General features: G+C 26.5%; 14 protein-coding genes. 6 read left to right on the top strand and 8 right to left on the bottom strand.

Annotation, left to right across the window (positions count from 1 at the left end; genetic code table 11):
* From rpoD to ACTTAO_RS01865, 3 genes are all read right to left on the bottom strand, one after another.
* The gene (gene rpoD, locus ACTTAO_RS01855) at positions 1-1,824 is read right to left on the bottom strand and encodes an RNA polymerase sigma factor RpoD (RefSeq protein ID WP_440690689.1); all 1,824 of its coding nucleotides are present in this window, start codon (positions 1,822-1,824) and stop codon (positions 1-3) included.
* A 65-nt stretch (positions 1,825-1,889) separates the two neighbouring features.
* A complete protein-coding gene (gene dnaG / locus ACTTAO_RS01860) occupies positions 1,890-3,665 on the bottom strand; it encodes a DNA primase (RefSeq protein WP_440690690.1) in 1,776 nt (591 codons plus the stop codon).
* The gene (locus ACTTAO_RS01865; RefSeq protein ID WP_440690691.1) at positions 3,665-4,126 is read right to left on the bottom strand and encodes a GatB/YqeY domain-containing protein; all 462 of its coding nucleotides are present in this window, start codon (positions 4,124-4,126) and stop codon (positions 3,665-3,667) included. The genes dnaG and ACTTAO_RS01865 overlap by 1 nt, the downstream gene beginning before the upstream one ends.
* 127 nt (positions 4,127-4,253) lie before the next feature.
* On the opposite strand from ACTTAO_RS01865, the gene carA reads away from it, so the two are divergent.
* The 5 genes from carA to ACTTAO_RS01890 all read left to right on the top strand — a co-directional run bounded on the left by carA (position 4,254) and on the right by ACTTAO_RS01890 (position 9,738).
* Positions 4,254-5,450 (top strand): glutamine-hydrolyzing carbamoyl-phosphate synthase small subunit, encoded by a 1,197-nt coding sequence (gene carA / locus ACTTAO_RS01870; protein ID WP_440690692.1) that lies wholly within the window; start codon positions 4,254-4,256, stop codon positions 5,448-5,450.
* Entirely contained in the window at positions 5,428-8,646 is a 3,219-nt protein-coding gene (gene carB / locus ACTTAO_RS01875; RefSeq protein WP_440690693.1) for a carbamoyl-phosphate synthase large subunit, read from the top strand. Before carA ends, carB begins: the two co-directional genes overlap by 23 nt.
* Before the next feature lie 87 nt (positions 8,647-8,733).
* A complete protein-coding gene (locus ACTTAO_RS01880) occupies positions 8,734-9,120 on the top strand; it encodes a hypothetical protein (protein ID WP_440690694.1) in 387 nt (128 codons plus the stop codon).
* A gap of 3 nt (positions 9,121-9,123) precedes the next feature.
* Complete coding sequence (locus tag ACTTAO_RS01885; protein ID WP_440690695.1) at positions 9,124-9,336, top strand: hypothetical protein; 213 nt, start codon at positions 9,124-9,126, stop codon at positions 9,334-9,336.
* Between the two features lie 99 nt (positions 9,337-9,435).
* The gene (locus tag ACTTAO_RS01890; RefSeq protein ID WP_440651017.1) at positions 9,436-9,738 is read left to right on the top strand and encodes an STAS domain-containing protein; all 303 of its coding nucleotides are present in this window, start codon (positions 9,436-9,438) and stop codon (positions 9,736-9,738) included.
* 40 nt (positions 9,739-9,778) lie between these two features.
* On the opposite strand, the gene ACTTAO_RS01895 is transcribed toward ACTTAO_RS01890, so the two are convergent.
* Together ACTTAO_RS01895 and ACTTAO_RS01900 are read right to left on the bottom strand one after the other, a co-directional pair.
* The gene (locus ACTTAO_RS01895; RefSeq protein WP_440690696.1) at positions 9,779-10,114 is read right to left on the bottom strand and encodes a diacylglycerol kinase; all 336 of its coding nucleotides are present in this window, start codon (positions 10,112-10,114) and stop codon (positions 9,779-9,781) included.
* Positions 10,115-10,229: 115 nt separating this feature from the next.
* Positions 10,230-11,012, bottom strand: a complete 783-nt coding sequence (locus tag ACTTAO_RS01900; protein WP_440690697.1) for a hypothetical protein — start codon at positions 11,010-11,012, stop codon at positions 10,230-10,232.
* Positions 11,013-11,146: 134 nt separating this feature from the next.
* Between ACTTAO_RS01900 and ACTTAO_RS01905 the strand changes: the two genes are divergently transcribed.
* Positions 11,147-12,706, top strand: coding sequence for a sulfatase-like hydrolase/transferase (locus ACTTAO_RS01905; RefSeq protein ID WP_440651014.1), 1,560 nt, complete (start codon positions 11,147-11,149; stop codon positions 12,704-12,706).
* A 19-nt stretch (positions 12,707-12,725) separates the two neighbouring features.
* Here ACTTAO_RS01905 and ACTTAO_RS01910 read toward each other — a convergent pair whose 3' ends face one another.
* The 3 genes from ACTTAO_RS01910 to ACTTAO_RS01920 are packed head-to-tail and all read right to left on the bottom strand — an operon-like array spanning position 12,726 to position 16,447.
* Positions 12,726-14,654, bottom strand: a complete 1,929-nt coding sequence (locus tag ACTTAO_RS01910; RefSeq protein WP_440690698.1) for a transglutaminase family protein — start codon at positions 14,652-14,654, stop codon at positions 12,726-12,728.
* Positions 14,647-15,573 carry a hypothetical protein gene (locus ACTTAO_RS01915; RefSeq protein ID WP_440690699.1) on the bottom strand — a complete coding sequence of 309 codons (927 nt, stop codon included), beginning with the start codon at positions 15,571-15,573 and terminating at the stop codon, positions 14,647-14,649. The genes ACTTAO_RS01910 and ACTTAO_RS01915 overlap by 8 nt, the downstream gene beginning before the upstream one ends.
* On the bottom strand, positions 15,563-16,447 hold the full coding sequence (locus tag ACTTAO_RS01920) for an AAA family ATPase (protein WP_440690700.1): 885 nt from the start codon (positions 16,445-16,447) through the stop codon (positions 15,563-15,565). The genes ACTTAO_RS01915 and ACTTAO_RS01920 overlap by 11 nt, the downstream gene beginning before the upstream one ends.
* Positions 16,448-16,474: the final 27 nt, after the last annotated feature.

A 16,474-nucleotide genomic window follows, 5' to 3' on the forward strand; every position in this document is an offset into this window, starting at 1 on the left:
CTAACTTTCTAAGAAACTTTTTAGTTGTTTAGATCTACTTGGATGTTTTAATTTTCTAAGAGCTTTCGCCTCTATCTGTCTAATTCTTTCTCTTGTTACAGAAAACTGTAAACCTACTTCCTCTAAAGTGTGATCAGTGTTCATCCCTACACCAAATCTCATTCTTAATACTCTTTCCTCTCTAGGGGTTAAAGTAGATAAAATTTTTGTAGTTGCTTCTCCAAGGTTAGATTTTATAGCTTGTTCTAATGGTGCTAGAGCTTTGGTATCCTCAATAAAATCTCCTAAGCTACTATCCTCTTCATCACCAACTGGCTTTTCAAGAGAGACTGGTTCTTTAGAAATTTTTAATACTTTTCTAACTTTGTCTAACGGCATTCTTAATTTTTGTGCTAACTCTTCTGGAGTTGCTTCCCTCCCAAATTCACTTAATATTAATCTTTGGGTTCTAACTATCTTATTAATAGTCTCAATCATATGAACAGGTATACGAATTGTTCTTGCTTGATCAGCTATTGATCTTGTGATTGCTTGTCTGATCCACCATGTTGCATAAGTAGAAAATTTATATCCTCTTCTGTACTCAAACTTATCAACTGCTTTCATTAATCCAATATTACCCTCTTGAATTAAATCTAAAAATTGTAATCCTCTATTTGTATATTTTTTTGCAATTGAAATTACTAATCTTAAGTTAGCCTCAACCATCTCTTTTTTAGCTATTCTAGATTCTTTTTCACCTTTTTGAATTCTACTAACTAATTTTTTAAAATCAGTAACTGAAATTCCAAGTTTATGACTAATTTCAATTAATCTTTCTCTAATATTTTTAAATTCCTCTTTATTTTTTGAAAAGAATTGTTTCCATACTAAATTTGTATCTAAAAATTTCTTAAGATTTGGATTTATTTCATTGCCAACATAAAATTTTATAAATTCATTTCTTGGTATTTTTTGATCCATTGCAAGTCTTAAAAGATTTCCTTCTAAAGAAATAATTTTTTTATTCTCAACATAATGTTTTTGAACAAGTTCTTCTAAAACAGATGGAGAAAGCTGAAGAGATTTAATATTTTCTAAAATATCATTTACAATTTTTTCGTAACCTTTTTCTTTTGCAGGTGTAAAGTTTTGTGAATTTAAAACACAATCTAACTTTTCTTTCTGATACTTAATTAGTTTTGTATATTCTTTAGTTAATGTATTTACTGTTTTTAATACTTTCGGTTTAATTTCTGTCTCCATTGCAGCAAGAGTAGGATTGAAATCATCATCTTCATCTGAAGAACCATCCTCTTTATCTGTTTCACCAGCATTTTTTTGTTTAGCACTTGGTCCAGTTGACTCATCTTCCATATAGTTAGTATCGATATCTATGATTTCTCTAACTAAAATTTCATCATTTTGAAGCTTTTCATTCCACTCGAAAAATTGTTGAGCTGTTATAGGGCTTTGAGATAATGCAATTAACATTACATCTTTTCCAGCCTCTATTCTTTTTGCAATTGCAATTTCTCCTTCTCTTGAAAGTAACTCAACACCTCCCATCTCACGCAAATACATTCTGATAGGATCATCACTTTTTTCAATTGTTTTACCTTCTTCTTTATTAGAATTTTCTTTTTTTCTAAGAACTTTAAAATCTGATTTTTTTTCAACTAATGAAATATTTTCATCTAAAATATGAATAAAAGCTTGAGCAAGATTTTCGTCTGATAAATTTCTTTTACCTAATGATTTGCTAAGCTCTTCATATGTAATAAAACCTCTATGAGTTCCACGACCCATTAATCTAGCAAATGATTTTGTAATAATTCTTTCCACAGCGATAAAATTGAAAGTCTTATATAATGTCAAATTTGTAAAAATCCATTACAAATTTGTCCAGATTAATTGAGATTCTGCTTTTTTTTGAGCTCTTTTAGCTCATTAAATGTGCTCTCGCTCATATCGACTGAGAACTTCGATTCTAACTCTTGAATTCTAAACTCAAGATCATAATTCATTAAATCTCGAGAAATATCTTCAAGCAATTCAATGATTTTCTGCTCATTTTCAGAACTATTTTTTAAGATATATTTTATTGGAGCAAATTTATTTATTTTTTCAATTAGCTGACTATCCAAATTTAAGTCCTGAACAGCTATTTGATTTTCAGATTTTAAAATTTTAATTATTTGTTTAAAGATTTTTTTATTAACTTCAGTAAATAATTTAATATTTTCAATTAAATGAATATTTGATTGCATTAAATTTAAATTGTTAATTACCAAATAAATTAAGGAAAATTCTTTAAGCTCAACTCCAGATAAAGATTGGCTTTCATTGTAATACTTCTTTGTAGCATCTAAAGATTTAGTTGGTTTTTTATAAGATTTTTTATTTTTTTGATTTGAATGAGGCGTTAATTCTGCAATTTTCTCTAAAAAATATTCTAATACATATTTTTTTATATAATTGTCCTTAATAGTTTTTGCTACCTCTCTTAATCTTTTTTCAAAAATAGCCATGGAAGAAGGGTTATTTTCAGTTTGTTTTTTATAGTGACTAAAAATAAATTGATGAATTGATAACTTAGATTGTTTTGTAAATTCTATGAAATTAGCTTTACCATTTTTATTTACATAACTGTCGGGGTCTTCTTTATTTGGTAAAAATAAAAATGAAATTTGTTTTTCTGGTTTTAATTCTTTAATTGAATTTTCTGCAGCTCTTAATGCTGCTTTATAACCACTTTCATCACCATCAAAACAAATAATGATATCATCAAAAAATTGATTAAGTATCAAAATCTGTTTATCAGTAAGTGAAGTACCAAGATTTGCAACAGCATTGTCAATTCCGTTTTTACTTAACCCAACAACATCCATATAACCTTCGACCAAATAAATATGATCTACTTTGTTTGATAATTTTCTAGCTATATCTAGATTATATAAATTCGATCCTTTTTTAAAAAATGAAGTTTCAGGTGAGTTAATATATTTTGCAAGATAATCTAGGTTTTCTATTATTCTTCCACCTAAAGCAATTGGTTGACCAGTTATGTTATTAATTGGAAAAATTAATCTTCCTCTAAATCTTTCAACATAAACTTTCTTTTTTTCATCTAAATAAAACAAACCAGTTTCAATTAAAGTTTGTTCACTATATTTATTTTTTAATTGTTCAAATATATTTGGATTTTTTTCAACATATCCCATTTTAAATCTTTTTACTTCCTCTTTACTTAAAGATCGATTTTTTAAGTACTCTCTAGCATTTGAATATTGTTCGTTTTTGATCAACTCATTATGGTAAAAATCAACATATTCATTATAGATAGATTTATACTCATTCCATTTTTTTTCTCGTTCTTCATCTTTTTTTGAAAACAAATATGGTTGCATACCTGCTAATTGAGCCAAATGTTTAACAGCTTCTCCAAACTTTAAATTTTGAGTTTTCATTATAAAATCAAAAATATTCCCATGTTCTGAAGTAGCAAAACAATGATAAAATTCTTTTTCATCATTAACAGTAAAAGAAGGTGTTTTTTCATTTTTAAATGGAGATAAACCCACAAATTCTTTTCCTCTTTTTTTTAATGAAACTGTTTTTGAAACAACAGTTGATACTTTCAACCTTGTCTTAATTTCATCTAAATACTCTTTGGGGTATTTCATTAACTATTAAATAATTCCTTGATTATTGATCCAGCTTTAGAAAAATCAATTTCATCAGAATGAGATTTCTTTAACTCGCCCATTATTTTTCCCATATCTTTAATGGAACTAGCGCCTAACTTAGCAATTAATTCGGCACATAGTTTTTTGGTGTCTTCTTCGCTTATTTGTTTAGGTAAGAAACTTGTTAAAATTTCATATTCATTTTGCTCAACTTCCAAAAGATCAGTTCTGTTATTTTTTTTATAGATTTCAATAGATTCGGCTCTTTGTTTAACCATTTTTTTAAGAAGATTTTTAATATCCTCATCGTCTGTATCTTTTTTGTCAGGCCCAGAGCGATTAGCGATGTCTAAATCTTTAATAGAAGATAAAATTAACCTGTAGGTTGATATTTTATTTTTATCTTTCAATTTTAGAGCATTTTTATATTCGTTTTCGATAGTGTTCTTTAAAGACATAATTTTTTTAATCTACTTCAAAGAAAAAATTCTTCAAAAGAAAAATTGTTTTTTTACAGTTTTATAATACATCTCTGTTGCGATAATAAAGCAATTATTGTATTAACCTTTAACTCATGAGTTGTAATTGATCAAAAATTCAAAAAAAATAAACTCAAAAAATAATCATCAAATTAATACAGGCGTTTTAGTTCTTGAAAATAAGAAAGTATTTAAAGGAATTGGTATTGGCTACGAGGGTGAGGCAACTGGAGAAGTATGTTTTAATACTTCTTTAACTGGTTACCAGGAAATAATCTCAGATCCATCCTATGCTGGTCAAATTATCAATTTTACGTTTCCACACATTGGAAATGTAGGTACTAATAAAGAGGATATAGAATCTGATAAGATATGGACTAGAGGAGTAATTTTTAATTCAGAAATTACCGATCCATCAAACTATAGAGCTTTTTTACATCTAGATGAGTGGCTTAAGAAAAATAAAATTGTTGGTCTAACTGGTCTTGATACTAGAAGTTTAACTAATTTTATTAGAGATAAAGGAGCACCAAAAGGAACAATTGCTTTCTCAAAAAAGCAAAAATTCAATATAAGCAAACTAACAAATACTACTTTAAAATGGAGTGGGTTAAAAAATCTAGATCTTGCTAAAGAAGTATCAACTCCAAAAAATTATATTTGGAAGGGTTTTAAAACTTGGAAAAAGAAAGATGGATTTGTAAAAAATAAAAAAAATCAATTTCATGTTGTTGCAATAGATTATGGAATTAAAAAAAATATTTTAAGATATTTTTCTGATTTCAATTGTAAAGTGACAGTTGTACATTGCAAGACATCTGCTGAAAAAATTTTAAGTCTTAAACCAAATGGAATATTTTTATCAAACGGTCCTGGAGATCCCGCTGCCACAGGAAAGTATGCGATAAATATAATTAAAAACCTTATTAAAAAAAACATTCCAATATTTGGTATTTGTTTGGGTCACCAGATTCTCGCTTTAGCACTTGGTGGTAAAACAAAAAAAATGAAGTTAGGTCATAGAGGTGCAAATCATCCAGTAAAAAATTTAATTCATGACAATGTAGAAATCACTAGTCAGAACCATGGCTTTGAGGTTGTTAAAGAAACTTTACCGAAACATATTGAAGTCACTCATAAATCATTATTTGATAATAGTATTGAGGGCATTAAGTTAAAAAATAAACCTGTATTTTCAGTTCAATATCACCCCGAGTCTAACCCTGGACCACAAGATAGTGTCTATTTATTTCAAGAATTTATTAACAATATGAAAAAAAATGCCAAAAAGAAAAGATCTTAAAAAAATATTAGTAGTAGGTGCTGGTCCAATTATTATTGGCCAAGCATGTGAGTTTGATTATTCAGGAACACAAGCTTGCAAAGCTTTGAAAGATGAAGGTTATAAAGTTGTTTTAATTAACTCTAATCCTGCAACAATCATGACAGATCCAGATGTTGCAGATAAAACTTATATAGAGCCAATCACCTTAGAAGTTCTAGAGAAAATTCTTATAAAAGAAAAACCAGATGCAATTCTTCCAACTATGGGGGGTCAGACTGCTCTTAATCTTGCAATGGAAGCAGAAAAAAAAGGAATTTTAAAAAAATACAAAATAGAACTTATTGGAGCAAATTCTAAAGCAATTTCTAATGCTGAAGATCGAAAGAAATTTAGAAAAAATATGATTGATATTGGTTTAGATTTACCAAAATCTGAAATTGTTAATAATATCAATCAAGCTTCTAAAGTTCTAAATAAAATTGGTTTACCTGCAATCATTAGACCCGCATTTACCCTAGGTGGTCTAGGTGGTGGAATAGCAAAGAATAAAAAAGAATATCTTAAAATTATAAAAAATGGATTACACGAGTCACCAGTTAGCCAGGTTCTTGTAGAAGAGTGTTTAGAGGGTTGGAAAGAATTTGAGATGGAAGTTGTAAGAGATAAAAAAGACAACTGCATCATCATCTGTTCAATAGAAAATATTGATCCGATGGGAATTCATACAGGAGATTCTGTAACTGTTGCTCCAGCTTTAACTCTTACTGATAAAGAATATCAAGTTATGAGAAATGCCTCTATTGCATGTTTAAGAAAAATTGGGGTTGAGACAGGTGGGTCTAATGTTCAATTTGCAATAAATCCAAAAAATGGACGAATGGTTGTTATTGAAATGAATCCTAGAGTATCTAGATCATCAGCACTTGCATCTAAAGCAACTGGATTTCCAATTGCAAAAGTAGCGGCCAAGCTCGCAGTTGGTTATACTTTAGATGAACTTAAAAATGAGATTACAAAAGTAACACCTGCATCTTTTGAACCAAGCATTGATTACGTGGTAACTAAAATACCAAGGTTTACTTTCGAAAAATTTTCTACTTCTCCTGCAACTTTAGGAACTTCAATGAAATCTGTTGGGGAGGCAATGGCTATTGGGAGAAACTTCAAGGAGTCTGTGCAAAAAGCATTGGTCTCTTTAGAAACTGGTTTTTCTGGTTTAGACCAAATATTCAATTTAAATAAAAAACAAATCGAAAAAAAACTTAAAGAGCATATTCCAAATAAAATGCTTCTTGTTGCTGAGGCTTTTAGAAAAAATATTAGTTTAAAAACAATTTACAGTTTATCTAAAATTGATCCTTGGTTCTTAGGACAAATTAAAGAGATTGTTGACAACGAGTTAATTATTAAAAAAAGAGGTCTTCCAAAAGATTATAATGAATTTAATAGAATTAAATCTATTGGTTTTTCAGACAAAAAATTAGCTGAACTTACTAATACATCAGAAGATATAATAAGAAGAAAAAGAACAGCTCTAAAAGTACTACCTGTATACAAAAAAGTTGATACGTGTGCTGCAGAATTTAAATCATTTACGCCTTACATGTATTCAACTTATCAAAGAAATTTCTCAATAAATTCCGAGTGTGAGGCAGATCCATCAAATAGAAAGAAAATAATAATTTTAGGTGGTGGCCCTAACAGAATAGGCCAAGGTATTGAGTTTGATTATTGCTGTTGTCAGGCAAGTTTTTCATTAAAAGATGCAGGTTTTGAGACGATCATGGTAAATTGTAATCCTGAAACTGTATCTACTGATTACGATACGAGTGATCGGTTATATTTTGAACCTTTGAAAGAAGAGTATGTATTTAACATTATTAAAAAAGAGCAAGAGAAAGGAAATCTAATAGGAGTTATTGCTCAGTTTGGAGGACAAACTCCAATTAAGCTTGCTAAATTTTTAAATGATAACAAACTTCCAATTCTAGGGACACAATATAACTCTATAGATTTAGCAGAAGATCGAGATCAATTTAGAAATTTGTTAATTAAATTAAATTTAAAACAAGCTGATAGTGGAATTGCAAAAACATTCAAAGAGGCAATCAAAATATCAGAGAAAATCGGTTTACCACTAGTGGTTAGACCTTCATATGTTTTGGGTGGAAGAGCAATGGAAATTGTTCATGAAAAAAGTCAACTAAAAAACTTTGTTGAAGAAGCTTTTAAAGCTGCTGAAGAAAATCCAATTCTAATAGACAAGTTTCTTGATCATGCAATGGAAGTTGATGTGGATGCTATTTCTGATGGAAAGGATGTTTATGTAGCAGGTATCATGCAACACATTGAAGAGGCAGGAATTCATTCTGGGGACTCAGCTTGTAGTTTGCCACCTATATCTATTAAACCATATCTAATTAAAGAGATAGAAAATCAAACAAAGAAACTAGCTCTAGCTTTAAAAGTAAAAGGTTTTATGAATATTCAATATGCAATTAAGAAAGATGAAATTTATATTATTGAAGTCAATCCTCGAGCTAGTAGAACTGTTCCTTTTGTATCAAAAGCAAAAGGGATACCACTTGCAAAGATTGCATCAAGAATAATGGCAGGTGAAAAACTTTCTAAATTTAATCTTAAAGATAGATCAAAAGGAATGTATGCTGTAAAAGAAGCTGTATTTCCTTTTAATAAGTTTCCTAATAGCGATTTACTTTTAGGACCTGAGATGAAATCTACAGGTGAAGTAATGGGTTTTGATAAAGATTTTGGAATGGCTTTTGCAAAAAGTCAGATTGCTGCAGCCAACTCACTTCCAAAAGAAGGCCTTGCATTTATATCTTTAAAAGACTCTCATAAAGATGAGGGTATTGATTTAGCTAGAGAGCTAATAAAGCTTAACTTTAAATTATGTGCAACAAAAGGTACTGCTGAATATATAAAAAAACATGGCATGAAATGTAAAATTATAAACAAAGTAAGCAGTGGTAGTCCTCATATTGTAGATGTTTTAGACTCAAATAAAATTGCACTTGTAATTAATACTGGTGGTGGAAACAGTGAGCACAGATTAAATGATGCTATTGCACTTCGAAGAGCAACTCTTAAAAATAAAGTTCCTTATTGTACAAATATGTCCACTGCTCTAGCATGTTTGGAAGCAATTAAATCTTTGAAAACTAAGAATCTAGAAGTTCAAGCTATTCAATAAATATCTATAGAAAAATTATATATTAAGCGTAGATAATAATATAAATTTTATTTTAAAAAAAACCCAATTTGGGTAAAAGATCACCTCATGCATTTACAAAATTACAAAATAATCGAAGATTTAGTCGCTTCAATATATACAAAAGATATATCAGACTTTGGTGACAGATCTTATTACCCTCAAATATTAAAATTAGTAAGCAGAATTAATTTAAAAAATTTCACAAATGAAAATCTAATTTGTGAAAATGAGGTTTTTTGCTCTAGTTCAAATGGAGCAAGTATTAATTTAATTTCAAGAAGTCTTGGTCTTCCAAGAGAAACTGTTAGAAGAAAAGTTTCAGAATTAATCAAGTTAAATTGGTTAATTAGAGACAATTCAAAAATTTATGTTTCTCAAGAATGTAGAAAAAAAAATTTAGAAAATAATGAAATGATTCTCAAAGAATTAATTGAGCTTTCTACAAAAATTTAAATTATGAATAATATTCAACATATAATTTTAAAAAATAAAAAAATAAATGAAGTGATGGTACCTAAAGCTTATTTAGAGAATAATGAATATAACGCTAAATTAAGCTATGAAGAAATGATAAACAAGATTAATGGTAAAGAGAAGAAGAAGAAGAAACTAATCTATTTTGTATCCACTGTTTCTGCCATAGCATTAATTGCTGCAAGCTATTCCTAAACTTAATTTTTTAAATTAAATTTAATATTTACCATCAGTAATAACATTCAAGTTTAATGATTTTGTTGACTATGTGTTTACTCTGATTATATTCAAGTCATGAGTTATCCAGAAAAAACTGAAAATGATGTGCTAATAATTACAGTTGGTGGAGAAATAGATCTAGAAAATTCAGGAAACTTAAGACAACAAGTACACGGAGCTTTAGATGACAATAAAGCTGTATCAGTTGATATGAGTGCTGTAAATTATATAGATAGTTCAGGAATTGCTGTACTGATTGAAAGTAAACAAAGAGCTGGAGAAGGAAGTAAAGAATTTAAAATAATTAAACCTAGCGAAGCTGTAGTTTCAGTTTTAAAACTTGCAAAACTAACAAGTTTTTTTGATATCGAAAATTAGATTTAAACTGATATCTAAAATTTTTTTCATAATATATAATTTAGAATAAAGTTGTAACAATTAAAATGATTAGAGTAATTAAAATAACAAATACTGCTCCACTTCCTAAGTCTTTAATTTTTTTTATTTCAGCATCATATTCTTTTGTTATTTTGTTGCATAATATCTCTATAGCAGAATTAATAATTTCTAATGCCAATAAAGTTACATAAGTAACAAAAATTATTAATTTAAATAAAATTTCAATATTTATAAAAACAAGATATGGTATTAAAAATAACCCTAAAATTAATTCAAGAATAAAAGAATTTTCCTTACAAGCGACATTTAATCCATTAATTGAATTTTTAAGATTAAAGAAAAGTTTTTTTATCATTTAATAAATTACACTATCATATTTTAAATAAATTTGTCTTAATTGTTAATTTGTAGATCTGCCTCTAATTGAACTTAAGAAATTTTAATAAATTTAAATAAATTTTTTTTAAAGTTTAGCAATTTTTTACGCGAGCAATATGACTTAAATAACTTCTAAATTTTATATTATTAGTACCTAAATCATTAGTGTTTTCACTTTTTTTTTTGTTAATAATTTCCAAAAAGATAGTTCCATAAAGAGGCCAGGATTTTTTAATTTCTTTACCGTTCTTATCCAAAGGATTTAATTCATGGTACCAATATTTCCTATTAACATTATATAAAGTTTTTATACCTAAAAATTCATCTTCAATAATTTTTCTTTCAATAACAGAATTTTTTGATGAATAATTTTTAAAATACGAAACCCATTCATCAAAAATTTTTGGATTTTTACCAAAAAGATTAGCTTTAAGATCTGATGATATGTAGTAATCTAAAACAGAATTATTGCAGCTATTAAACATTAACTCAATTTCATCTGTTAAAGGATCTCCATTAATATCTAGAAATTCATATTTGACACCTTTACATAAAACTTGAATATTTTTTTCATTTTTATACCTGGAGATATCATCGCTCACAGTATCAACCTTAATTTTACCCTTTATCTCCATTTTTTCACCGTATAGTACCGAACATTCATTTTTTAAATTCGTTAATAAATACTCGAAGGTGTCTGTTACTTTTGAACCAATATACATATTTAAATTTGATAATGGTTTATATCCTGCAAAAATTGCTATTGCCTCATCGTCTGCAGCTTTTTTAGCTTTAGGTTTTTCTTGTGTGAAAATAATAAATAATGAAAATAAGATAAGAACACCTAAAATTGAAAAAACAAAAATTTTTTTCATCAGAATATACTATAATAAAAAACAAACATATTAAGTCTACTAAATAATCTATCTTTTACTTTCAATAAAAATTATATATTTTTGTACAAAATAGATTGCAGATTCAAAATTTAAATATAAACAAACAAGCTATAATGAATTTAACTAAAAAAGATATTGTCAGTTTGCTGATATTGTTTTTAAGTTTTTTTATAATTACGCTCACATTTTGGATTACTAAAACCTTTGGTAAAAACGTTTATTATGTAGAAATTCTGTACAATATTCATATCGGTTATGAAGGTTTTAAAAACTCACCGAATACATATAAAATAGAGTTTGCTTTATACACATTTTTACCAGCTATTGTTTTAGCTTTTTTAGGTTTACTATTTGGTAAAAAATTAAATATTTTATTGAAGATTAATCAAGAACAAAAAAATTTATGGATTAATAAATATAAAAATTTTATTAAAAAAATTTTTTTTAATAAGTTTTTAAAAATAACATTATTCAATTCTTATATACTTTTGTTTTACTGTTCGTTATTTTTTATACTTCAATTTGGATTCTTTGAATATTTTGAAAAAAGTGCTCGTTATGAAGATTATCCAAATCTTTACAAAAACCCTTATACAATCAAATACAATAAACCACAGAAGAAAAAAAACTTGATATTATTTTATGTTGAGTCACTCGAGTATAATATTAGCAAATTATCTAATGATAATAAATCTGATCCTCTTACGCCCTTCAACGAAATTAAGGGAAAGAATGTTTATAATTTTAAGCACGCACCCTCAACAAATTTTAGTATTGCAGGTGTTGTGGCTAGCCAATGCTCAGTCCCTTTTGTTGTAGTGGTAAATACAAACATGGAAAAACTTCCTAAAGAAAAATTATATTGTTTGAGTGATGTATTGGCTAAACAAAATTATGAACAAGTGTTTTATATCTCCGTTGATCAACAATTTCAGAGTTTTGGACCTTTCAAAGAAAGGCACGGTTTTAAAGTTAATGATGCAAATATAATCAAAAAGGATTTTAGAACAATTGAAAAACCCTCAAATAAAATGGCTTGGGGAGGAGGTGTTTATGATAGCACCTTATTAAATCATGCCAAAAAAGAAATAATTAAAACTTACAAATCAGGAAAAAATTTTAATTTTACAATAATCAATACGGATACTCATCATCCATTTGGTTATTCTCCTGAATGTACAATAGGAGATATAAGTTCAGAAAGCTTACAAGCATACGAAGCTTATAAATGTTCCGGAACTTTAATTAAAAAATTTTTTAATGACCTGGATAGTCTGGGTATATTGGATGAAACTTTAGTTGTTATTTTAGGTGATCATTTAGCTTTTAGGGACCTTATTGGATCTTTAAGTAAAGAGGATGAGAGAAATATTTACTTTAAGACTAATTCAAACAAGAAAATTAACAGAGATAAAATAAATCATTTTGATATAGCACCAACTATTTTAGACGGCCTAGGGATTTTACCAGAAAATAACAAGCAGTTTGGTTTTGGTGTGTCATTATTTGAGGATAAAAAAAATTTTGATTATGATCAACACTACAATTTAGTAATGAGACCAGATATTCTAAGTAATTTTTATATGAGACGTCTATTAAAATTTGTACCGCCTGCAAGGACAGATGGTCAAGATCCTGGTCCAAACGCCACAATGATATTAACAATTGATTGATAATAAATTTAATTAAAAATTAAACAATATTTAAGTAAAACTTTATTATCTTATAATTTTCTTTAAAGAAAGTTTTGTAACTAATCTTATAATTTTTCGCAAAGTATATTTTTTCGTAAACATTAAAAACTTCATTTAATTTTATTTTGTCTTCATTAGAAAGTAACTTAAAAAGTTCTTGATGGGTAAGAGTTTTATTGTAAATTTTTTTTTTATTTCTTATTTTTTTAAACAAAGTTGAATAAAATAATTTTTTATTTAACAGAATTTGAATAGGTTTTATCAACAACAAAATACAAATGAAAATAAATAGATAAAATGAGTTAAACTTCAAATTCTCAAAAGTATTTTTTATAAATTCATTTCTAGATTGTTGATTATATTCTTGAAATTTATTTGTCCAAATATAATCAAAGTAGTCGTAATATAACTTAATCATATTTGATTTAAAAAAATCATTTTCTTTAACTAAATTTTGAGATTGTGAACTATTTGAGGATACGTTGTTAAAGCTAATAATATTAATTTTAGGAATAACTTGTGTAGGATCATATCTAATCCAACCTCTCTCTTCGATGTAACTTTCAACCCATGTATGAGCATCAGATTGTTTAAAAGTATAAAAATTTCCTAATTCGTTATAAGTTCCCCCCATGTAACCACTTACCAATCTTGTGGGTATATTCTGCAATCTTGCAAGAATAGCAAACATGCCTGCATAATATTCACAGTAACCTGTTTTAGTATCAAAGAAAAATTTCTCATAATTATTTGAATTATCTATATTTGGACTTAATGAATAAAAGTATTCACCATTAGAAAAGTGTTCCATTAGTTTATTTAAATACTCTTCATCAGAAGAAGAAGTGTTTTTAATTTTTAAAGACCAATTAAATAGTTTTTCAGAAAATGTATTGGGCAATTTTTTATAAAAATCTTGAAGGTCATCATTTAAATTAATTTGAAAATTAGTAGGTTTTATAAAATAAGGAGTTTTTTTATCAATTTTTTCAGATGTGTTAGCTGTTCCATTTAAGAAATTGTTTTTTACTAATTTGTTATCAAAATAAGAATTATTTAAAATAGGTAGCCAAGTTTTGTCATTGGGATAAACAATTAATTTTGACTTTATACTTTCTAAACTAATTTTTTTTATAATTGAAAAGCTATCTTTATAATTGTTGTGAAAAACTTCATTTGGAGCTGAGACCCAAGATCTTTCCAAGTTCAATAAATCAAATACTTTTACTCTAAAATATATAAGTTCATCAACTTTATCTTCTATAGCGTCGTAGATAAAAACCTTATCATTATTGTTCGATATTTGGCTAAAAGAACCTAATTCGATTTGTTCTGGAATTCCTAAATTATTTTTTGAAGTTTCAAATAATTTAATTTTTACTTCGTAACGAGGAAATATAAAATAAGTTACGCCAATTATTGATAATGCAATAATACCAATTAATAAATACTTTCCTATGTATTTTAAATTAAGTTGAATTACTTTTTGTTGATTTATTGAATAAAGATGAAGAATTGATAGCAGCATTAATAAAATTGAATTAGCTGAACTTAAGAAATCTTGACCATAAATTAGTGAGGTTACTGATAAAAAAATTATTGTAAAATTAAAGAAATAATAATCGTTTTTATTTTTAGCTTCAGAAAATTTAATAAATATTAACAATAAAACTGTATTTAAAAAAAATTCTTTCGACAATGTCTGATCATTTAATTTAAATTGGATATAAATAGCTAACAATCCAACTAAGTAAGAAAAAAAATTCTTAAACTTATATTGATAAAAATTTTGAAATATTGAAAAACCTAAAACTAATAAAAATAAAATTTGATTATAAAAATTCACATCAAACAAAAGTGTGGTCATAGAAAATACTAAAAGCAAATATGAGTTAATTTGAGGATTTAGAAAATTTAATCTAGACATTGGTAATAAATTTTAGCAACTCATTTTTATGTCTTAAAGATTTAGAATAACTAGATGTAAAATTTTTATATTTTAAAGCAAATTTTTTTTTTTGATTATAGAAATATTCAATTAAGTATGAGGCGTACGACAATGATAATTCAAAATTTGAATTGTCAAGCTTTTCTATATCAATCAAAATTTGGTTATTATTATCAATTCTTAAAAATTTTTTTATAAATAGTTTTTTCATAGTTGAATAATGCCTCCAGGAAATCCTAGATAAATTTTCACTTTCTTTTTGCTCCTCTATAGTTTCAAATTCATAATCGATATCATTTTTTAAATTTTGTTTTTCTAAGCTGCTAATTAGAAAACTAGGTGGTTTAATAGGCTCTGGATAAATAAATAGTTTTTGTTTAAGTTTTACAGTACCAAATGCCTTAATGATCCCAAATGGAAATACTGACTCTAATTTAATTCGAGGCATGTCTTGAACACCTCTTTTTTTAAAAAAATATTTTATATTAATCTCCTTGCCACTACTTAAATCAAAATTTTGTAATTTTTCTTTATCTAAAAGAAAATTAAGATTTAATCTGTCTTTTTTGTCTAGTGTTTGAATAAAGAAACTTAAATACACATTTCTGTTATTTGGGACTAAGTAATTTATTGGATCAATCCTGATTGAAACTAAATTTTGATAAGAAATGATAATAGAAATAAAATAAATTATGAAAAGAATAATTGAAATTAAAAGTCCAACATTATTTTGATAAAATATAGAAGAAGCAAAGGCAAAAAATATAAATACTGCCAGTTTAAATCCATTAATATTTGGAAAAATATATAAGTTTTTTTTAGTTAATAAATTTTTATGAAATTCAGAATTTTTTTCTAATTTTTTTTTTATGAACCTTTTCCACTTTTCAAAAATCATCAGGAATATTTATTTTTTTTAATATCTCTTGATCTATAAAATTAATAACATACTTTTTTTCTATAATATTAATTCTATGTTTCAATACATATGGGATAATATCTTTAACATCTTGTATGGTTACATAATCTTTTTCATTCAATATCGCTAATGATTTTGAAATCGCAACTATTTGTTTCAAGCATCTTGATGATATATGAACTTCTGAAAAATTTGAATTAAGAAATTGTTTAACTTCTTGAATATATTTATAAACTTTATCATTAATGTTTATTTCTTGAAGAGAGGTTAAATCCTTAAAATCAAATTGATTATTTCTTTTTATATCTAAATTATTTTTATTTTTTAAAAGAGTAAGTTGTTGCTGATCAGATAATTCATCTAAGGAAAAAGAGATCATAAATCTATCTAATTGAGACTCAGGTAATAAAGATGTACCTGATAAATCAGATGGATTTTGTGTTGCAATTACAATAAACGGATCGGGTAAAGTAAATGTTTCTCTATCTATTGTTACTGACTTTTCTTCCATGGCCTCTAGAAAAGCACTTTGTGTTTTTGGGCTAGCTCTATTTAATTCATCAGCTAAAACTATGTTTGTAAAAATTGGTCCCTTCTTAACTTCAAATTTATCATTTTTTAAAAAATTAAAACCTAAAATATCACTTGGTAAGAGGTCTGATGTAAATTGTATTCTTTTGAAATCTAAATTAAGTGCAGCAGTAATTGATTTTGCAAAAGTAGTTTTTCCAGTTCCAGGAAGATCTTCAATTAATATATGTCCACCAGATAGTATTGCTGCTAATGAAATTTTAATATTTTGATCATTTCCAACAATATCTTTTTTAATAGTTTTAATAATTTCTTTAAACATAAAATTTATTTATAAAAAAATTTCATC

This window comes from Candidatus Pelagibacter sp. HIMB1782 (assembly GCF_052047475.1).
GTDB lineage: Bacteria > Pseudomonadota > Alphaproteobacteria > Pelagibacterales > Pelagibacteraceae > Pelagibacter.